Origin of the sequence: Pseudomonas sp. NPDC096917, assembly GCF_044762555.1 — a bacterium.
Classification (GTDB): domain Bacteria; phylum Pseudomonadota; class Gammaproteobacteria; order Pseudomonadales; family Pseudomonadaceae; genus Aquipseudomonas.
The window spans coordinates 227,154-246,613 of the sequence record NZ_JBIWEO010000003.1 but is presented as its reverse complement, the minus strand read 5'-3'; the positions used below and the strand labels follow the sequence as shown (position 1 = coordinate 246,613).

General features: G+C 56.4%; 20 protein-coding genes and 1 pseudogene. 9 read left to right on the top strand and 12 right to left on the bottom strand.

Going from position 1 to position 19,460, the window contains the following annotated elements; translation table 11 throughout:
* Positions 1 to 28 precede the first annotated feature (28 nt).
* Together ACIQYF_RS05315 and ACIQYF_RS05310 are read left to right on the top strand one after the other, a co-directional pair.
* Positions 29 to 370 carry a cupin domain-containing protein gene (locus ACIQYF_RS05315; RefSeq protein WP_402857640.1) on the top strand — a complete coding sequence of 114 codons (342 nt, stop codon included), beginning with the start codon at positions 29 to 31 and terminating at the stop codon, positions 368 to 370.
* A gap of 63 nt (positions 371 to 433) precedes the next feature.
* Positions 434 to 1,513: a polyamine ABC transporter substrate-binding protein gene (locus ACIQYF_RS05310; RefSeq protein WP_402857637.1), complete on the top strand. Its 1,080-nt coding sequence runs from the start codon at positions 434 to 436 to the stop codon at positions 1,511 to 1,513.
* Between the two features lie 64 nt (positions 1,514 to 1,577).
* Here the strand turns inward: ACIQYF_RS05310 and ACIQYF_RS05305 are convergent, their stop codons facing one another.
* The 6 genes from ACIQYF_RS05305 to ACIQYF_RS05280 form a co-directional block, all read right to left on the bottom strand.
* Positions 1,578 to 2,537 (bottom strand): 2-hydroxyacid dehydrogenase, encoded by a 960-nt coding sequence (locus ACIQYF_RS05305; RefSeq protein WP_402857634.1) that lies wholly within the window; start codon positions 2,535 to 2,537, stop codon positions 1,578 to 1,580.
* 20 nt (positions 2,538 to 2,557) lie between these two features.
* The gene (locus ACIQYF_RS05300) at positions 2,558 to 3,853 is read right to left on the bottom strand and encodes an MFS transporter (RefSeq protein WP_402857631.1); all 1,296 of its coding nucleotides are present in this window, start codon (positions 3,851 to 3,853) and stop codon (positions 2,558 to 2,560) included.
* 57 nt (positions 3,854 to 3,910) lie between these two features.
* Complete coding sequence (locus ACIQYF_RS05295; RefSeq protein ID WP_402857628.1) at positions 3,911 to 4,855, bottom strand: sugar kinase; 945 nt, start codon at positions 4,853 to 4,855, stop codon at positions 3,911 to 3,913.
* Complete coding sequence (locus ACIQYF_RS05290; RefSeq protein WP_402857625.1) at positions 4,848 to 5,630, bottom strand: sugar phosphate isomerase/epimerase family protein; 783 nt, start codon at positions 5,628 to 5,630, stop codon at positions 4,848 to 4,850. The genes ACIQYF_RS05295 and ACIQYF_RS05290 overlap by 8 nt, the downstream gene beginning before the upstream one ends.
* A gap of 84 nt (positions 5,631 to 5,714) precedes the next feature.
* Entirely contained in the window at positions 5,715 to 6,740 is a 1,026-nt protein-coding gene (locus ACIQYF_RS05285; RefSeq protein ID WP_402857622.1) for a LacI family DNA-binding transcriptional regulator, read from the bottom strand.
* Positions 6,741 to 7,139: 399 nt separating this feature from the next.
* Entirely contained in the window at positions 7,140 to 8,774 is a 1,635-nt protein-coding gene (locus tag ACIQYF_RS05280; protein ID WP_402857619.1) for a methyl-accepting chemotaxis protein, read from the bottom strand.
* 257 nt (positions 8,775 to 9,031) lie between these two features.
* On the opposite strand from ACIQYF_RS05280, the gene ACIQYF_RS05275 reads away from it, so the two are divergent.
* Both ACIQYF_RS05275 and ACIQYF_RS05270 read left to right on the top strand, forming a co-directional pair.
* Positions 9,032 to 9,859 carry an undecaprenyl-diphosphate phosphatase gene (locus tag ACIQYF_RS05275; protein WP_402857616.1) on the top strand — a complete coding sequence of 276 codons (828 nt, stop codon included), beginning with the start codon at positions 9,032 to 9,034 and terminating at the stop codon, positions 9,857 to 9,859.
* The gene (locus tag ACIQYF_RS05270; RefSeq protein WP_402857613.1) at positions 9,856 to 10,290 is read left to right on the top strand and encodes a DUF1294 domain-containing protein; all 435 of its coding nucleotides are present in this window, start codon (positions 9,856 to 9,858) and stop codon (positions 10,288 to 10,290) included. Before ACIQYF_RS05275 ends, ACIQYF_RS05270 begins: the two co-directional genes overlap by 4 nt.
* Before the next feature lie 17 nt (positions 10,291 to 10,307).
* Here ACIQYF_RS05270 and ACIQYF_RS05265 read toward each other — a convergent pair whose 3' ends face one another.
* Positions 10,308 to 10,652, bottom strand: a complete 345-nt coding sequence (locus tag ACIQYF_RS05265) for an MmcQ/YjbR family DNA-binding protein (protein WP_402858040.1) — start codon at positions 10,650 to 10,652, stop codon at positions 10,308 to 10,310.
* Between the two features lie 26 nt (positions 10,653 to 10,678).
* The gene (locus ACIQYF_RS05260) at positions 10,679 to 11,587 is read right to left on the bottom strand and encodes a LysR substrate-binding domain-containing protein (RefSeq protein WP_402857610.1); all 909 of its coding nucleotides are present in this window, start codon (positions 11,585 to 11,587) and stop codon (positions 10,679 to 10,681) included.
* A gap of 126 nt (positions 11,588 to 11,713) precedes the next feature.
* Between ACIQYF_RS05260 and ACIQYF_RS05255 the strand changes: the two genes are divergently transcribed.
* Both ACIQYF_RS05255 and ACIQYF_RS05250 read left to right on the top strand, forming a co-directional pair.
* Positions 11,714 to 12,325, top strand: coding sequence for an FMN-dependent NADH-azoreductase (locus ACIQYF_RS05255; RefSeq protein WP_402857607.1), 612 nt, complete (start codon positions 11,714 to 11,716; stop codon positions 12,323 to 12,325).
* A gap of 176 nt (positions 12,326 to 12,501) precedes the next feature.
* Positions 12,502 to 13,533 carry an alpha/beta hydrolase family protein gene (locus ACIQYF_RS05250; RefSeq protein WP_402857604.1) on the top strand — a complete coding sequence of 344 codons (1,032 nt, stop codon included), beginning with the start codon at positions 12,502 to 12,504 and terminating at the stop codon, positions 13,531 to 13,533.
* A gap of 1 nt (position 13,534) precedes the next feature.
* On the opposite strand, the gene ACIQYF_RS05245 is transcribed toward ACIQYF_RS05250, so the two are convergent.
* Complete coding sequence (locus tag ACIQYF_RS05245; protein ID WP_402857601.1) at positions 13,535 to 14,722, bottom strand: MFS transporter; 1,188 nt, start codon at positions 14,720 to 14,722, stop codon at positions 13,535 to 13,537.
* Here ACIQYF_RS05245 and ACIQYF_RS05240 point away from each other — a divergent pair.
* Entirely contained in the window at positions 14,721 to 14,897 is a 177-nt protein-coding gene (locus ACIQYF_RS05240) for a hypothetical protein (protein ID WP_402857598.1), read from the top strand. The genes ACIQYF_RS05245 and ACIQYF_RS05240 overlap by 2 nt on opposite strands.
* 2 nt (positions 14,898 to 14,899) lie before the next feature.
* Here the strand turns inward: ACIQYF_RS05240 and ACIQYF_RS05235 are convergent, their stop codons facing one another.
* Positions 14,900 to 16,486: an ABC-F family ATPase gene (locus tag ACIQYF_RS05235; protein WP_402857595.1), complete on the bottom strand. Its 1,587-nt coding sequence runs from the start codon at positions 16,484 to 16,486 to the stop codon at positions 14,900 to 14,902.
* Between the two features lie 20 nt (positions 16,487 to 16,506).
* Positions 16,507 to 16,731, bottom strand: a pseudogene (locus ACIQYF_RS05230) (site-specific integrase); the annotation flags it as partial.
* A 310-nt stretch (positions 16,732 to 17,041) separates the two neighbouring features.
* Between ACIQYF_RS05230 and ACIQYF_RS05225 the strand changes: the two are divergent.
* Entirely contained in the window at positions 17,042 to 18,031 is a 990-nt protein-coding gene (locus tag ACIQYF_RS05225; protein WP_402857592.1) for a GGDEF domain-containing protein, read from the top strand.
* A 103-nt stretch (positions 18,032 to 18,134) separates the two neighbouring features.
* On the opposite strand, the gene ACIQYF_RS05220 is transcribed toward ACIQYF_RS05225, so the two are convergent.
* Positions 18,135 to 19,052, bottom strand: a complete 918-nt coding sequence (locus tag ACIQYF_RS05220) for a LysR family transcriptional regulator (protein WP_402857589.1) — start codon at positions 19,050 to 19,052, stop codon at positions 18,135 to 18,137.
* 132 nt (positions 19,053 to 19,184) lie between these two features.
* Between ACIQYF_RS05220 and ACIQYF_RS05215 the strand changes: the two genes are divergently transcribed.
* Complete coding sequence (locus ACIQYF_RS05215; RefSeq protein WP_402857586.1) at positions 19,185 to 19,460, top strand: DUF2798 domain-containing protein; 276 nt, start codon at positions 19,185 to 19,187, stop codon at positions 19,458 to 19,460.

The following is a 19,460-nucleotide window of genomic DNA, read 5'->3' as shown; positions in this document are numbered from 1 at the left end:
CAATGTTGTCTCTATCAGGACGTTTTCCATGAGCATTACGCACTTTAAAAACACCCCCCAGGTGACTTTGCAAGGGTCGTTTCCAGTCGCCGTGCCGCTCGGTACACCGGTAGCGGTTACGTCGGTGACGTGCGTTGAACGCACCGACGGTGTTGAAACCGGCATCTGGGAATGCACGCCGGGTCGTTGGCGGCGGCAAATTGTGCAACAAGAGTTTTGCCACTTTATCAAGGGGCGCTGCACCTTCACCCCTGATGGCGGTGAAGCCCTGATCATAGAAGTAGGCGATGCACTGATGTTGCCTGCCAACAGCACCGGTATCTGGGACATCCAGGAAACCGTGCGCAAGACGTATGTATTGATCCTTTGATCGCTTAAGCCTGCCGATACCTGCCTATAAAAAAGCTGCCCAAAACATGCAAGGAATCGAATCATGATGCGTATGACGCTGTTGCCCCTAATGCTTGTCGGTACGTTGTGTCAGGCCGCCGAGACGGTGAAGGTCTATAACTGGTCGGACTACATTGCGCCCGACACAATGAAAAATTTTCAGCACGCCACCGGCATCGGATTTACCTACGACCTGTTTGACAGCAACGAGACGCTGGACGGCAAATTGATGACCGGCAACTCCGGCTATGACGTGGTGTTTCCGTCCAACCACTTCATGGCGCGCCAGATTCAAGGCGGGGCGTTGAAGAAGCTCGATAAGAGCCAGTTGCCTAACTGGAAAAACCTCAACCCTGTGCTGCTCAAGGCACTGGAAGTCAACGACCCTGGCAACGCGCACGGTTTCCCGTATTTATGGGGCAGCACCGGGATTGGCTACAACGTAGCCAAGGTCAAGGCGGTCCTGGGGGATAATGCGCCGGTCGACTCTTGGGACCTGATCTTCAAGCCGCAGAATATGGAAAAGCTCAGCCAGTGCGGCGTCGCCATTCTCGACAATGGCCCGGAAGTCTTACCCGCAGCGCTGAATTATCTTGGCCTGCCGCATCACAGCAAAAATCCGGAAGACTACAAAAAAGCGGAAGCGTTGCTGCTTAAAGTCCGACCTTACATCAGCTACTTTCACTCATCGAAATACACCAGTGACTTGGCCAACGGCAATATTTGCGTCGCGGTAGGCTTTTCGGGTGACATCCTGCAAGCCGCGACTCGGGCCAAGGAAGCCAACAACGGCATTGAGATCGGTTATTCGATCCCCAAAGAAGGCGCAGCAATCTGGTTTGACATGGTTGCCATGCCCGCCGATGCGCCTGACGAAAAAGCCGCTTATAGCTTCATGAACTACTTGCTGCGTCCAGAGGTGATGGCTGGCATCTCCAACTACGTGCATTACGCCAATGGCAACCTGCAAGCGGATGCCTTGGTCAGCCCTGAAATCAAGGCTGACACCAAGGTTTATCCAACACCCGAAATGATGGGCAAACTGTTTGCACTTCAGGCCATGCCGCTGAACATCGACAGGGTGCGCACCCGCCTGTGGACCAAAATCAAGGCGGGCGAGTGAAGAATGTTTTGCAGGCGCGAGCTCGCGATCTTTTGACCTTTTTAAAGCATGCTCCTACAAAGGGTTAATTGACCAGGTTGGCCGGGCGTTCGCCCGCCAGCGCAGCCAAAAGGTTGTCCACGGCACAGCGGGCCATGGCTTCACGGGTTTCGAAGGTGGCCGAACCGATATGCGGTGTGGCCACTACGTTATCCAGCTGCGTGAGCGGCGAGTTCACATCCAGCGGCTCGCGCTCGAACACATCGAGCCCGGCGCCGCGGATGTGTCCTTGCTGCAAGGCCTGGATCAGCGCTGCTTCGTCCACCACCTTGCCCCGTGAAATATTGATAAAAATGCTCTCGGGGCGCATCAGGGCAAATTGCTCTGCACCGATCAAACCCTCTGTTTGGGCAGTCAAGGGCAGGGTCAGGCAAATAAAGTCAGCCTCTTTGAGCAAGTCGTTCAAGCTGCGGTACTGCGCGTTGAAGCGTGCCTCGACCGCAGGCTTTGGCGAGTTGCTGTGGTAGATCACCGGCATCCCGAAGCCAAAATGCCCACGCTGGGCCAAGGCTTCACCAATACGGCCCATGCCGATAATACCCAGGGTTTTGCCATGCACGTCGGTGCCGAAATGCTCGGGGCCGATGTTTTTTTGCCATTGGCCATTACGGACCCGATTGGCTAATTCCACCACGCGTCGAGCGCTGGCCAGAATCAGCGCGAACCCGGTATCTGCGGTAGTTTCAGTAAGTACGTCAGGGGTATTGGTGAGCATGATTTTGCGTTTGCTCAGATAGTCGATGTCGTAGTTATCAACGCCCACCGATACGCTGGCCACTGCTTCCAGCTTGGGTGCCAGGTCCAGTAGCTGAGCATCCAGTTTCAGGCTCGCACCCAATAAGCCGTGAGCCTGGGGCAGGGCGGCACGCAACTGCTCAAGCCCTGGTGCGTCCAGACGCTTGATCAGCGTGACTTGCGCCTGTTCTTCAAGGCGCTGCATCAGTGGGGCAGACAATTCTTTGTACAGTACGACATGTTTTTTCAAGGTAATCACCGACGTTGAAATCAAGAATGAGCCAGGCGCTGCGGGGCGTTGGCTTTAGGGGTGACAGGGTCTTTGGCGGTGGGGGTGAGCATCAGGGTCAGCAGTACCGAGATCAGCAGAGCCCCGCTCATCAACAGGTAGGAAGCACCAGGCGAGCCGGTTTCGCTGTTCAGGTAACCCACCAGGTAAGAACCGCCAAATGAGCCCAGCGCGCCCATGCTGTTAATCAGCGCCATGGCACCACCCGCCACGTTGGCGGGGAGAATCTCTGGAATGATCGCGAAAAAAGGGCCGTAAGGGGCGTACATGCAGGCACCGGCTATGACCAATAGTGCGTAGGACCACCAGAAGTGTTCAGCGCCCAGCGCGTAGGACCCATAGAACGCGATGGAGGCGATCAACAGGGGGGGCCAGACGAAACGTTTACGCTTTTGCAATTTATCCGAGCCCCACGACACCGCGAGCATCGCAATGACCGCCGCCAGATAGGGCAGGGCCGACAGCCAGCCGGCCTCGACCATGTCCATTTGCGCACCCTGCTTGAGGATCGACGGAAGCCACAGGACAAAGCCATACACCCCAATGCTCCAGCAGAAAAACTGCATGGCCAGCAGGATGACTTTGGGCGAGCGGAAGGCTGCCGCGTAGTTTTTCACCGGCTTCATGCCGACCTGCTCAGCATCCAGCGCGCTTTGCAGATCTTGTTTCTCTTGCTGGCTGAGCCATTTGGCGTCGCTTGGACGGTCATCGGCCAGACGCCACCAGATAAACGCCCACAACACGGCAGGCAAGCCTTCGACAATAAACATCCAGCGCCAGCTGTAATGTTGAACCAGATAGCCCGAGACCACCGACATCCACAGCATGGTCACCGGGTTGCCGAGAATCAGGAAAGTGTTGGCGCGAGAACGTTCGGCACGCGTGAACCAGTGACACAGGTACACCAGCATGGCGGGCATCACGGCGGCTTCAACCACCCCGAGCATGAAGCGAATCACGATCAGGCTGTAGGCGTTGGACACCACGCCTGTGAGCGTGGCCAGGCTGCCCCAAAGAATCAGGCTGACAAAAATCAGCTTTTTAACGCTATTGCGTTGCGCGTAGACCGCACCGGGGACCTGGAAGAAGAAATACCCGAGAAAGAACAACGCGCCCAGCAATGACGACAAACCTGGGGTGATGTTGAGGTCTTTGGCCATGCCTGAGGCCGCCGCAAAACCGTAGTTGGCGCGGTCCAGGTAGGCCAGGCTGTAGGTGATAAAAACGATCGGCATGATGTACCACCACCGGCGGGTGGCGAGTTTTAGCGTGTTCATGGTGTGGCTCCTGAGCTTGTTGTTTTTGTCGCAGCAGGTAACAGGTGAAGCAAAAAATCAGGCGGCAGCGATGTGTTGGTTCAGTTCGGCGCGGGTGGGCAGGCCCTCCATATCGCCCCGGCTTTGCACGGCGCGGCTGCCAATCCAGTTGCCGCGTTGAACGGCGTGGGTAAGGTCGAGCTTTTCCAGCAGGGCGCTGATCACGCCGACAGCAAAGCCATCGCCCGCGCCGACGGTATCGACGACGTTGGCGACGGGAACGGCGGGTACGAACTGTTCTGTTTTTGCTGTACGGAAGTAGGCGCCTTTGGCCCCCAGCTTGATAACCACCGCCTCGGCGCCTTGGTCGAGATAGAACGCAGCGATGTCGGCCGGGGCCTCGTAGCCGGTCAGCAACTGGCCTTCGCCCAACCCCGGCAATACCCAGTGAGCGTGAGCGGCGAGGGCGTTGATGTCGCGGATCATCTGCTGTTCGCTGGCCCACAGTGAAGGCCGCAGATTGGGGTCGAACGACACGCTGCTGCCCGCTGCGCGCATGGCCTTCATCAGCTCGAACGACAGCTCGTTGCAACTGGCCGACAGCGCAGCCGGGATGCCCGTGGCGTGCAAATGGCGGGCACTGAGCAACTGCTCGGTGATGACAGAGCAATTCAGGTGGCTGGCAGCCGAGCCACGGCGGAAATACTCGACTTGTGGGTCGCTGCCGTCATCGACGCGTGATTTGAGCTGAAACCCGGTCGGATGCAGCGGGTCGATGTCGACGTGCCGACAGTCCAGCCCTTCGGCTTGCAACGCGTTGAGGATAAAACGCCCGAGAGAGTCAGCGCCCACGCGGCTTAACCACTTCACATTAAAGCCCAGGCGTGCCAGACCAATGGCCACGTTGCTGTCGGCACCGGCAATGCGTTTATGAAACCGGTCGACCTGCGCCAGATCGCCACTCTGCTCGGCAACCCACATGGCCATGGTTTCGCCAAACGACAATACATCCACATTAGACATGGCTCAGCTCCTGTTGTGCGTGATTGAGTCTGGCCAACACCTGCACGTGTTGCCGGGTCAGCCAGGTCAGATCGCTGCCTTGCAGCGGGTATTCAACGGCGCGGGTCAAGCCATGTGGCATGTGGGTCATGAGGTCTGCCCACGCGTGCAAGTCAGTGGCCGTTGGCGGGGTGGCAATCAACTTGCCATCGGGGCGCCGGGCGACGCCTTTGCAGTGCAGATAGCTCACATGGCGGCCCAGCAAGCGGGCAGCGGTGCTGGCGGACTGGTCTTGCCACTGCCAGTTCCCGATGTCGAACGTCATGCTGATGGGGGCTTGCTGCTGCTCGACCGCGTCGAAGAAACGCAGCATGGGTTCTATGCGCCCGCCCTGTGAGGTCTGATCGTTCTCCACCAGCAGGCGAACCGGCTGCTGGTTAAGGCAGGCGCTAAGGTGTGGCAGGTCACAGTGTTCGGTGAAATAGCCAAGCGAAACCTTTAACCATTTGGCGCCAAAAGCCTGAGCGCGCTGCAAGGTAGCAATCAGTTGTGGATTAGGCCGCGACTGACCGGCTTCCCATAGCTCCAGGGGTGAGGAGAACACGCATTCCAGGCTGTGTTGCTGCACCGCCTGACTGATACTGACCGGATCTTCGAGGCTTAGCAGTTCTTCGCGCAATTCGATACGCGTCGCCCCGGCCTTGGCCAGTAACTCAATGAAACTGCCTTGTCCGCGCTGGCGAACGAGGTCGGCGCCGTAGCTCGACAGGCTGATGGAAACGGGAAATGTGCTCATTGTTATCAATCTCTGAAACCGGTTTCATTTTGTTGTGAAATAAATGGCTAGTAACCGCAGAGCAGGTAGCCTGCCCTTAAAACGTCAGGTGGGAAGGCGCTGCGTTGAGCCGCGAATAATTAATCGGGCGCTAAAATCCAGGGCCCGGACCGGGCCGTTATCGCCCTTCAGGCGTTTGAGCAGGCAGTCAAATGCGCTGGCGCCTATTTGTTGCGTTGGCTGGGCGAGGGCGGTGATGCCGCTGCCCACCAAGGGAAACCAGTCCAGATCATCGAGGGCAATCAGGCCGAGGTCTTCAAACAGGCGGCACTTCAACTCGCGCAACACGTGGGCACAGGCCAGGGCGGACACACCGTTTGAGCAAAAAATAGCTTTGGGGCCGGGGCCGGCTGCGCGCATAAAGGCCTGAATGTCGGCGCGCAGTTGCTGGCCGGTGAACACAACAGCCCCTTTGAGTGTGGGCTGTTGCGTCACGAGCTGATTGAAACTGTGCATGCGTTCGCTGCGCGAGTGGGTGCCATCAATGGGCTCGCTAACCATCAGCAGGTCGCCATAACCTTGTTGTTGCAGATGTTCCAGTGCCATGCGTACCGCCCCGGCATTGTCGAGGCCGACCAGATCACTGTGCAGTTGCTCGACTTTGCGGTCGATGAGGACGATGGGCATTTCCTGATGCAGTTCTTGCAACGCGTCGGGATGATGGCCAAGGGTGTTAAGAATCAAGCCTTCGATGTTGTAAGAGCGCAACGCAGCGAGGTGTTGGCGCTCTTGTTCATCATTGCGGTCGGTGTTGCACACCACCAAGTTGTAGCCGTGCGCGCGGCAGGCGGTTTCGACGCCATGCATCACTGCAATCGAATAGGGGTTGCGAATGTCGGCCACCAGCATGCCGATCAGCCGTGTGCGTCCACGTTTCAGGCCACGGGCCATTTGATTGGGGCGATAACCCAGCTCGTTGATAGCCCGCTCGATGCGCTCGGCAATGGCCTCTGAGAGCAAGGCGCGGTCTTCGCCAATAAAGCGCGAGACGCTGGCCTTGGAGACGCCGGCACGTTGGGCGACATCCAGCATGGTGACGCGGGTGCGTTGGGCAGCAGAAAAACTGTTCACGGCCTGAAACCTTTTATTGGAGTTATCGCAGGCGGTTTCATTGGGGCACACTGAAACCGGTTTCAGGAAAACCCAAATCACCGGTTCTCGTCAAGTGCCATGTGAGTTTGGGCGTTTAAAAAAACAGGCTCAGCCATGCCGAAATCAAGAGCAACAGGGCCATGCACCGAAGGTTTCGATGCCTGTTTCATCGTCCTGAGCCTGATTGATCCAGTTGTCAGACAGCGTGGTGGTACTCGTACCCATGCAAGACGAGTTTTAGCATGCTCACGTCAGGTTATGCCTGGAAGGTATGTGCACGACACACAACGTGTGGCAGCGTGCCTGGCCGCGATGGTAGCGACGCGCTTCAACAAAAAAACGCATCGTCTGCATCGCGCCAGCCCGATTCCCGCAGGTCTAGACCTTGAATTGACGCAGCAAGCCATTGAGTTGAACGCTCAGATCCTTGAGATGAACGCTGGCAGCGCTTGACTGTTCGGCGGCCACGGCGGTGCTTTGTGAAAGCCCGGCGGCCTGGGTCACGTTTTGGTTGATGTCTTCCACGACATGGGCCTGCTGCAAGGTTGCACTGGCGATAGAGGCATTGAGGTCATTCAGATTGTTCAGGGCCTGGCCAATGGTGGTCAGGCTCTGTCCGGCCTGGGTGGCTTGCTCGACCGTCAGTTGCGAGGCGCGGCTGCTGCTGGCGATCACGGTGACGGCGGCTTCGGAATGCTTTTGCAGGCTCTCGATCATGGTCTGGATCTCTGCCGTAGATCGTTGCGTGCGCTGTGCCAGCAGTCGGACTTCATCGGCGACCACGGCAAAGCCACGGCCTTGCTCACCTGCGCGTGCGGCCTCTATCGCGGCGTTGAGGGCCAGCAGGTTGGTCTGTTCGGCAATTGAACGGATGACTTCAAGTACGCTGCTGATGCCGCTGCTTTGGGTCGCCAGAGTACGAATGACCTCGACCGCTTGGTCGATGGTGCCTGACAGCTGGCCGATCTGCTGCAGGCTGTTGTCGATGTTTTGCTGGCCACGTTCGGCTTGCGTCTGGGCGCCACGCATCTCGCCGGCTGCGTGTTCAGCGTTTTTGGCCACCTCATGCACCGCGTAGGTAACTTCGTTGATCGCCGTCGCCACCTGATCCATTTGCGAGGCTTGCTGTTGGCTGCGTTGCTGAGCTTCGGTGGCGTTATTCCCTAACTGTGTCGATGACTGTTCCAGTGCGGTCGCGGTGGACTGCAGGTGACTGACCACCGTACGCAGCTTGGTGGTAAAGGTGTTGAAGTGCAGCGCAAGTTCCGTGACTTCATCCCGACCGTGGGTGTCGAGGCTGCGCGTCAGGTCGCTCTCGCCGCTGGCGATATTGGCCATGGCGTGCACGGCCTCTTGTAACGGACGGGCGATGCTGCGGGCAATCAGTATGACCAGGGCGGCCATGATGAGGGCAATCGCCAGGCCGGCCCAACTGGCTTGCCAGACTTGTGACAGGAACTCGGCTTGCATGTCATCGATGTAAACCCCGGAACCGATGACCCAGCCCCACGGTTCGAACAACTGGACGTAGGAGGTTTTTTGCACCGGGGCGTCGGCGCCCGGTTTTGGCCAGCGGTAATTCATCATGCCCGCGCCTTTGCTTTTCGCCAGTGCGGCCATTTCGTTAAAAATCGCAAAACCGTCGGGGTCTTTGATTGCAGAAAGGTCTTTGCCGTCGAGGGCGGGATTGGTCGGGTGCATAACCATGTAGGGGCGCAGGTCATTGATCCAAAAGTAATCGCCCTGGTTATAACGCAAGTTGCTGATCACCTTCAGCGCTTGCTCCTGCGCGGCTTCTCGGCTTAACGCCCCGGCTGTTTCCAGGCGGTGGTAATAACCGAGTATGCCGCTCGCAGTTTGCACCACGTGCTGGGTTTTCTGTGCCTTTGCATCATACAAATCGTCATGTATCTGTTTTAGCATCAACAAACCCAACGCCAGCAGCATGGCTATGGCCACAATCAGGATCAGCCATAGGCGTTGGCTGATGGACAACCTGCGTAAGGTATTCATACAACGGTCACTCCTTTATTTTTCTTGTTGTCATCGCTGAGTACGGCTACAGGACATAGTCATAGCAGCGAAAGTGGAACGTGTCTGATAGGATCTCGGCCGGAATTCAGAAAGCTGAATCTTTATTGATTTCCGACAGTTATTTCACATCACATGAGTGAGCATGACGCCGCTGCGATCTATTGCGCGGCAGCGGTTGCACACACTCAAAATTGACAAATCAGTGCTGTAAGATGCGGCGCTTTTATGGGGGAATGATGGATCTTTGGACTGCCGCACAGGCGTTGATACTCGGCGTAGTTGAGGGCCTTACGGAATTCTTGCCGGTTTCAAGCACTGGCCATCAGATCATTGTGGCGGACTTGCTGAATTTTGGCGGCGAGCGCGCCATGGCGTTCAACATCATTATCCAGTTGGGTGCCATTTTGGCTGTTGTCTGGGAATTTCGCCGCAAGATCATCGACGTTGTTGTCGGCTTGCCTACGCAACCCAGCGCTCGACGCTTTACGGTCAACCTGATCATCGCGGTGATGCCCGCCGTGGTATTGGGGGTGATTTTTGCCGACATGATCCACGAATACCTGTTCAACCCGATTACCGTGGCCTCCGCGCTGGTCGTCGGCGGTGTGATCATGTTGTGGGCTGAGCGTCGTCAGCATGTGATTCGTGCTGAAACCGTGGATGACATGACTTGGAAAGATGCCGTTAAAATCGGTTTTGCTCAGTGCCTGGCAATGATCCCGGGCACTTCGCGTTCGGGTTCGACCATTATTGGTGGTCTGTTGTTTGGCTTGTCGCGCAAGGCGGCTACCGAATTTTCATTCTTCCTGGCGATGCCAACCATGGTGGGCGCAGCGGTGTACTCAGGTTACAAATACCGTCACCTGTTCCAGCCTGACGATCTGCCGGTGTTCGCGATTGGTTTCGTGACGGCGTTCATCTTCGCCATGATTGCTGTGCGCGCATTGCTGAAGTTCATCTCCAACCATAGCTATGCGGCGTTTGCGTGGTATCGCATTGCGTTCGGTCTGTTGATTCTGGCGACCTGGAAGTTTGGCTGGATTGACTGGTCGGCTGCGGCGTGAAGAACACGGCAAAAGATCGGCGCGAGTCTGTCGGGCTGCCAGGTCACGGTGCGCCGATCCGTGGCTTGAAATTCAAATTGCTCGTGTTGGCGCTGCTGTGTGCAATGCCGCTGGGCGGCTCACTGAGTGTGTTGTTTACCGGCATTACGCGGGTGCCCTTGCTGCTTTATGGGCTGGCCAGCGTCGTTGCGTTCGGCCTGTACTGGTACGACAAGCAGCAGGCCCAAAACGGCCAGTGGCGCACCCCGGAGAAGGTTTTGCACGGGGTGGAGTTGCTGGGCGGCTGGCCGGGTGCGCTGGTGGCACAACAAGTGTTTCGCCACAAAACGCGCAAGGTGTCCTATCAAGTGTGGTTCTGGTTGATCGTTGCCGTGCATCAAGCGGTCTGGGCTGACGTGCTGTTCTTGAAACTGACGGTTCTGAACCTGTAAGCGGGCTGCCGATTACGTCAGATCAACAAACCGATCTGACGTTTTTTCGGCAGTTTGCCGACCACCAGTTGGTGGGAGCGGCGCAACAAGTCTTGCAGTTCCTCAGCGCCCATCGGGTAGGGCGCCTGCATATTGATCCAGTAGGCACGTGCCAGATAAGGCGATGGGCGTATGCCGGGACGATCGATGTAACCCAAAAAAAGTTCTTTCTCGACCTTGAACGAAAGCCCGTTGCTGTTGAGGTTGAACAGGGCAAACATTTTGCTCTGATCGACAAAAAACACCTCGACCCCGCCCCATTTCACATCCTCTTTCACGCCAGGCAGGCGGCGACAGAATTCGGCGACATCGGCTTTGGTCATGGTTTTTCGGGGGGGCGAAGTGCGGGTCATAGGGTTTTGTCTCCACAGCGCTCGAAAGCTTCTGCCAAGTGATCGATCCAGGCTCGCACGGCTGGCATGACACCGCGACGGTGCGGGTACACAGCGTGCAACCAGCCTCCGGGCAGTGACCAGTGGGGCAGTAATTGCACCAACTGACCACTTTGCAGTTCTTGTTCGCAATACAGCATGGGCAGAACGGTAAAGCCAAGGCCGGACAGGGTGCAGGCTTTGCGCACCACGAAATCATCAATGCCCAGTCGAGCTTCGAGCACCATATCGCAGGCTTTACCCTGCTGGTCGAGCATCCGCAGGTGCACCATGCGATCCGCCTCAACGGCCCCCAGTACCGGAACCTTTTTAAGGTCGTCGGGGGTATTGATCGTCCATTGTCGAGCAAACTCGGGGCTGGCCACCATCACGGTGACGGCTTGGCGCAAGCGCCGGGTAACCAGTAGCGGGTCTTCATCTCCCAGTTCGCGCACGCGCATGGCCACATCAATGCCCTCGGTGATCAGGTCGACGCGTCGGTTAAGCAGGCTGACTTCCAGCTGAACATGCGGGTAGGCGCGCAGAAAAGAACTGATGACCTCGGGCATAAACTCATGGGCCAAGCCCACAGGGCAGGACACCCGCAGGCGGCCTCGCGGCTCGCTGGACATGCTGGCTACGGCCTCATCAGCCATTTCGGCCTGCAGCAACATGGCCTGGCAATGGCTCAGATAGCGCTCGCCTACGGCGGTGAGTTTCAGTTGGCGTGTTGTGCGCTGTAACAGGCGGGCACCCAGACGCTCTTCGAGCTCAGCCACGCGGCGTGACAAGCGTGACTTGGGGATGCCCAGAGCACGCCCGGCAGCGGCAAAACCACCGGCTTCGACCACCTTGGCGAAGTAGTAGAGATCGTTTAGGTCCTGCATGGGTGTTCTCACTGTCCTACTGGTGGGACGAACTATCGCATGCTGACTAACTTATCGTCGATTGCTTTGATAGGTAGCATCACCTTCACTTGATCGCCCAGTGGCGGTCTTCACTTGGAGATCAGCATGAAACTCTTGCATATCGATTCGAGCATCTTGGGCGACAACTCGGCTTCGCGTCAGTTGAGCCGTGAAGTGGTTAAGGCCTGGCAAGCGGCTGAGCCGAATGTTGAAGTGAGCTATCGAGACCTGGCCAGCGAAGGCATTGCGCACTTCTCGGCGGCCACCCTGGTAGCCGCTGGTACACCGGCTGAACTGCGTGATGCGGCGCAAGAACTGGAAGCGCAGTTGAGTGCTGACACCTTGGCGCAGTTCTTGGCTGCGGATGCAGTCGTGATCGCAGCGCCGATGTACAACTTCACTATTCCTACACAGTTGAAAGCCTGGATCGACCGTATTGCAGTCGCCGGTCAGACCTTTCGCTACACCGAAACCGGCCCTGTCGGGCTGTGCGGTAATAAGAAAGTCGTAGTGGTATCGACTTCGGGTGGGATGCATGCTGGCCAAGCGAGCGGCGTAGCACACGAAGATTACTTGAAACTGCTGCTGGGTTTCTTGGGTATCACGGACATCGAGTTCGTTCGTGCTGAAGGTCTGGGCTATGGCGAAGAAGTTCGCAGCAAAGCCCTGAGCGATGCGCATCAACAGATTAAACAGGATCTGTTCAGCGCCGCGTAAGCCTTCACGCACGCTACACCCTCTAAACTCTGTATTCTGGACAGCGAAATTGGCCAGAGTACGGAGTTTTTTGCATCTGGCCTTAAAGGCGCTGGCTTGGGTTATGCAGGGGAGGTTGCGGACCGACCTTCTGTCATTGCCTGCTGCAAGCTGCGCGCTATTAAAGGTAAGCCGCCATGATGCGTTTGTGCGCTGTTGTGTTTCTACTAATGGCCAGTTGCCCTGTATTGGTGCAGGCCGAACCTCTCAATCAGTGGAGTGTGGGCTTTCATCGCCTGAGTTTTCTCGACCCGGTGGATGGGCAGCCAATGCACGCCATTGCCTTCTATCCTTCGACGGATGATGACGCGAGCAGCAAGATTGGCATTTATGACATTGATGCGACTGAAGACGCAAAAATCGCCATAGGTCATTACCCGATGTTGGTGCTGTCCCATGGCAACGTCGGCACGCCACTGGCGTTGCACGATCTGATTATTGAGCTGGCTCGCAAAGGATTTGTCGTGGTGGCGGTACTGCACCCCGGCGATAACTTCAAAGATCACAGTCGTTCCGGGACGTTGAGTAACCTGTATGGCCGACCTATGCAAATTTCGGCGGCCATTAGTGCAGTCCTTGGCGAAAACACCTTGTCACCTTACGTGAATGCCGAGCAGGTCGGTGTGATCGGCTATTCGGCAGGGGGCGAAACTGCGCTGATTTTGGCGGGGGCAGAGCCCGATCTGGACCGTCTGCGGCGTTACTGCCAGGAGCGCCCGGATGACCGCGATGCGTGTACGACTCAAGGGGAGCTGATCGCAGACCGTGATGACTTGCTGCCGGCTGCTGATCCGCGCGTACGGGCGTTGCTGCTTATGGCGCCGCTGAGCCTGATGTTTGGGCGCCAGACCTTGACGGACGTGCAGGTGCCGGTGCTGCTGTATAGCGGTGACGGGGATAAAACCGTGTTCCCGGATAAAAATGCCGAAGCCCTGGCGCGCAAATTACCCGTCGCCCCTGAGTTCACTATGATTCCCGGCGCCGGGCATTTTGTATTTATGGCGCCCTGCACTGATTCACAGTTGGCAGCCATGCCCGGACTGTGCACCGATGCGCAAGGGGTTGATCGTGAAGATATTCACCGTGATCTGATTTACGAAGCGGGGCGTTTTTTCAGCAAGGCACTGGAAGGCAATCCGCACACAGGGCTGCGCACGGTCAATCAGTAATCTATTCGCAGTGTCGCCGCGACAACCCGAGCGTCAGCAGCAAGCCCACTACGCAGAGCAGTGCGGCGCTGAAAAATATCCAGGGGTAACCCAGGTTCAAGGCGATGGCGCCCATGATGGGGCCCGCGATGGCCAGCGCCAGATCGAAAAACACCGCATAAGCACTCAATCCGGCGCCCCGGCTGGATGTTGGCACCTGCTTGACTGCTTCCACGCCCAGTGCCGGATACACCAGCGACAGGCCAAATCCGGTCAGCCCTGCGCCTATCAAGGCATAGGCTGTTGAGGGCGCAAGCCACAGCAGTGTCAGGCCAACGGTTTCCATGGCCATGCACATCATGGCCACGCTGTAGCCGCCCAAACGGTTAATGCTGTTGGTGAATACCAGGCGGGCAAGAATAAAGCAGACGCCAAACACGGACAGGCAATAGGCAGCGCCCGTCCATCCGCGGTCAATGTAGAACAACGTGATAAAGGTGGTCAGGGTGCCATAGCCAATGGAGGCTAGCGTCAGGCTGATGCCGTAGGGCGCGATAAGACCGAACACTGACCAAAAAGACAGGCGAACGCCAGTGATAACCGCAATAGATGCTTTTTTGCGGATGATTAGCAGCGCAAGCCCTGCCAGCACCAATAGCGCATAACCCAGGCTGATAAACCCCAGTGTGTTGATCATCAGAACACCCAGGGGAGCGCCAATGGCGATGGCGCCATAAGAGGCGATACCGTTCCAACCAATGGCGCGGGCCGTATGATGTGAGCCGACTTGCGCGATCCCCCAACTGATCGTACCGACCCCGATCAGCCCTTGGGCAATCCCCAGAAAAATGCGCCCGATGATCAAAATCCCCAGGCTCAATAACGGCGCGCTTTGCAGCATGACGGCCAGTGACGTGAGCGCGCCGCTGATGGCTATCCCGATCAAGCCATACACCACGGCAGGCTTGGTGCCGTGCTTATCGACGATGCGTCCGGCAGAAGGGCGGCTGAGCAGGGTGGCGAGGTATTGCGAAGCGATCGTCAGCCCCGCAACGACAGCGCTGAAGCCCAGTTGGTCATGGACATAGCCGGGCAAAACCGCGATAGGCAAACCAATGCAGATAAACGCAATAAAGGTATAAAACACGATCGACAGAATTTGCAGGGTGACCGAGACAGAGCGCTCGTCAGGAGGGTGTTGCGCAGGCATGAGCAGCGGTTCCGGCTGGAGGTCGATGCCCTGCATGATGGCGCGGGTCAAGGATAAAAGAAAGCAGGCTAACGGTATTCTTGGCACGGCAAAAACAACAAACCCCGTCAACAGCTTTGCGAGCTGGACGGGGTTTGTGGTTAAGACGACTTACTTAGCGATGCGCAGGGTCTGAAATCAGAACACCACGCCTTGGCTGCGCAGGTAGTCGTCGTAAGTGCCGCTAAAGTCGATTACACCGCTTGGGCTCAACTCGATAATACGAGTGGCCAGCGACGATACGAACTCGCGGTCATGGCTGACGAAGACCAGGGTACCGGGGTAGTTCTCGAGCGCCAGGTTCAGCGCTTCGATGGACTCCATGTCCAAGTGGTTGGTCGGTTCGTCCATGATCAGCACGTTTGGCTTTTGCAGGATCAGCTTGCCGAACAGCATGCGGCCTTGCTCACCACCGGAAATCACTTTGACCGACTTGAGGATCTCGTCGTTCGAGAACAGCATGCGGCCCAAGGTGCCGCGAATCATTTGCTCGCCTTGAGTCCATTGCCCCATCCAGTCAAACAGGGTCATGTCATCTTCAAAGTCATGGGCGTGATCCTGAGCGTAATAACCCAGCTCAGCAGACTCGGTCCACTTGATGGTGCCGGCATCCGGTGTCAGTTCATTGACCATGGTGCGCAGCAGGGTGGTTTTGCCGATACCGTTCGGACCAATGATCGCAACGCGCTCACCGGCTTCGATGGTAAAGCTGAAGTCTTTAAACAGCGTCTTGCCATCAAAGCCTTTAGCCATGTGTTCAACAATGACGGCCTGGCGGTGCAGCTTTTTCGTTTGTTCGAAACGGATGAACGGGCTGACACGGCTCGAAGGTTTGACCTCGGCCAGCGTGATCTTGTCGATCGCCTTGGCGCGGGAACTGGCCTGCTTGGATTTCGAGGCGTTGGCCGAGAAGCGGCTGACGAACGCTTGCAGTTCGTTGATCTGGGCTTTCTTCTTGGCGTTTTCTGACAGCAGTTGTTCGCGTGATTGGGTCGCGACGGTCATGTACTCGTCATAGTTACCCGGGAACAGGCGCAGTTCGCCGTAGTCAAGGTCGGCCATGTGTGTGCAGACGCTGTTCAGGAAGTGTCTATCGTGAGAGATGATGATCATCAGGCTGTTGCGCTGAGTCAGAACGTTTTCCAGCCAGCGGATAGTGTTGATATCCAAGTGGTTGGTCGGTTCGTCGAGCAACAGCACTTCAGGATCGGAAAACAAAGCTTGAGCCAGCAGAACACGCAATTTCCAGCCGGGCGATACTTCGCTCATCGGGCCGTTGTGTTGTTCAATGCCGATACCCAGCCCCAGAAGCAGCTCGCCTGCACGGGATTCAGCGGTGTAACCGTCCATTTCAGCGAACTCGGTTTCGAGTTCGGCAACGGCCATGCCGTCTTCTTCGGTCATTTCTGGCAGCGAATAGATGCGATCGCGCTCAGCTTTGACCTTCCACAACTCTTCGTGGCCCATGATCACGGTATCGATCACGGTGAATTCTTCGTAAGCGAACTGATCCTGGCGCAACTTACCCAGACGCACGTTCGGCTCCAGCATGACCTGACCGCCGGACGGTTCAAGGTCGCTGCCGAGGATTTTCATGAAAGTAGACTTGCCGCAGCCGTTGGCACCGATCAAACCATAACGGTTACCTGCGCCAAATTTTACTGAAACGTTCTCGAATAGCGGCTTTGCGCCGAACTGCATCGTGATGTTAGCTGTAGAGATCAATTACTTTACCTATCAATAGCTTAGAAAGCGCGTATTTGGGCTGGGACCATTTTGATACCCATTTGGAGCTTTTCAAGCTCGCTCCAATCTGAGCTTGAGTTGATCCATCGCGCATACGTCGACAGCAACATTTGGACGCTGTGGCCAAGCTGCTGAGAAATAAATGCGGGGTTCATGCCAGACATGGTGCGCATTGTCGCATAGGTGTGACGACAGTTGTATGGCGGTCGATGCTGGATATTCAGCCGCTAAAGGATCGCTCACCCCCTGTTTGGCAAGGTCGGGCATCTAGCTTAAGGACTCTGCGCTCTTTGCCGGGTGGAAAACGGGGAGACTGTGCGGTTTCTTTCCTGTGCCATTTTTCCGACGCTCTGCATGCATTTATGCACATTCAAGCGTCTGCGATGCTCACCTATCGAACAAATAGCCAGCGGCTCTGACCCTGGCATGAGTCTTCGACGACTGGCCCACGATAGATGTGGCAAGTTCTATGTCCCCGTCTTGACACTGCTTGATTACAGGCCGCGATTAAGGGGGGGATCGGCAATCATTGCAATGAAGGTATTTATTTTATGGGTGATGGCTAAATGGTATCGTCGGCGTTTCTCCCCCCCTCATTCAACGGTTCAGACGATGAGCTTAATGATCAGCTTTGAGCAAATGGCTTTAATCCTTGAGGCTTTGCCTGATCCAGCATTTATTCTGTCCCGCAGCGGAAGATACGTTGCGGTGCTGGGGGGGCGTGATGCGCGCTATTACCACGAGGGTACCGGCCTGGTCGGCTTATATATTTCAGACCTGATCAAGCCTGAGAAGGCTAACTGGTTTCTTGAACAGATCGCTAAGGCGCTGGGTTCGAAAGAGTTACTGGTGGAGGAGTACGAGCTGAGTAATCTGGACGTAAAAGGCCTGCCAGATGAAGGTCCCAAGGAGCCGATCTGGTTTGAAGGGCGCATTCAGGCCTTGAGTTTTCGGGTGAACGAAGAAGAGGTGGTGCTCTGGGTTGCGAGTAATATTTCAGCCCGACACAACCTGGAAGTCAGGCTGAGGGAGCTAAGTGATACCGATCAGCTAACCGGCCTTTATAACCGAAGAAAACTCGAGCATGACCTGGCGCTTCACTACGAATCGTTTGCGCGGTTTAGCATACCGACTTCTATCTGCATGTTTGATCTGGATAACCTCAAGCTCATCAACGACACAAAGGGGCATCACGTCGGGGATGAGATGATTCAGGCGGTCGCCAATATTTGTCGTTCGACGCTGCGCAAAAGTGATACGGCATGCCGCTTTGGGGGGGATGAATTTGTGGTTGCGCTGCCCAACACAGGGCAAGATCAGGCTCTGCAGTTCGCCAGGCGCATGCATGATCGCTTCAATCAAGAGCTATGCCGGTTTTCACTGGACACGACAGTCGTCACCGCGAGCATGGGTGTTACAACGATGATGGCGCAAGACCGATCATATAAGGACGCACTCAAGCGGGCCGATCTTGCTCTCTACAAGGCTAAAAATTTGGGCAAAAACAGGATTGTTTCGACCTGAAATATGTTGCTGTCGTCTTGAATGCCATGAGTGGCAGCCAATAGATGAGATCTCAGCGGGTTAGGCGTGAGTCACCTGAGTGTGTAGATGCCGTCAAAATCGTTTAACCAGGCCAGCGCATTTTCAGGTGTTCGGTCAGATAGTTGATGAAAGCGTTCACTTTTGGGGTCATGGCGGCGCGGTCTTGCACGCAGAGATAGATGTCGAGCGGCTCAACCCCGGATTCTGTGGGCGCATGGCTGTGCAGCAGAGGAATCAGCTGGCCCGACTCAATGTAGGGCGCTGCAATGTATTCAGCCACCCGCGCAATGCCCGCCCCGTGTACGGCCATCTGCGCGAGGGCATCAATATCGTCGCTGATAGCCGTTATGTTGACTGCCGCATAATAGTGTTGCCCATTGTTGATAAACCCCCAGCGCAGAAATCGCCCGTCCAGCGGATAGCGGAACCCAAGGCAGGCATGTTGTTGCAGGTCTTCGGGGGCGTTGGGCCAGCCGGCGCGTTCGAGGTAGGCGGGAGAGGCGCAGACAATGAACGGGACTGATGCGATTTTGCGCGCAATGATTCCGTCTTCCAGTTGTGGCTTGATGCGCAGGCTCAGGTCTATGCCGTCCTGGATGTGGTTGATCTTATTGTCGGTAGTGCTGAGTTCGAGTGTCAGGCGCGGGTAGCGTGTCGCGAAGCCTGCAATCAGAGGCGCCAGTACGTGCCGCCCAAACGCGCAGGTCGATGCGATGCAAAGTCGCCCTTGAAACTCGGCATCAGTGGGGCTGATGGCCCTGTGTGCAGACTCCAGGTCCGACGTGATGTGCAGCACTTTTGCGTAATACACCGCACCGTTTTCGGTGAGCGCCATGCTACGGGTGGTACGTTGGAGCAAACGCGTTCCCAAGTGCGCTTCCAGGCGATTGAGGGTCTGGCTGACGGCGGCGGGACTGATGCCCAGGTTTTTCGCTGCGCCTGCGATAGAACCCGCTTCAACCACTTTGATAAAGCTGGTTATTGCCGCGAACAGATCCATAGGTTGATCCCGAAAGGTATGTATTCGTAAGATCTGCTTTATAAACAAACTAGAAACGGCCGTCTAGTTCAGTGTTTTTGAACTTGTTATCGTGAGCCATCTACGAAAAACAAAGACCTGGAAGGGCTTCAAATGGACTCTAAAAATACTTCAAACACCCTGTTATCTGGGCGACCACGGCTTTCGGCTCGCACATCTGCGTATGTCTTTGCGTTTTACATGTCCGCCATCATGGCCTTTTTGATGTCGCTGGTCATTACTGCCGCAAACACCGGGATTGATGCCGATTACCTAAGTAATACGTTGCATGCCTATCGACTGGGCATGCCGGTCGCCTTCCTGTGCATCCTGGTGGTGCGCCCGATTGTCGTCAGGCTCGTCGCCCTGACGGTTCATCCCCATCGTTAA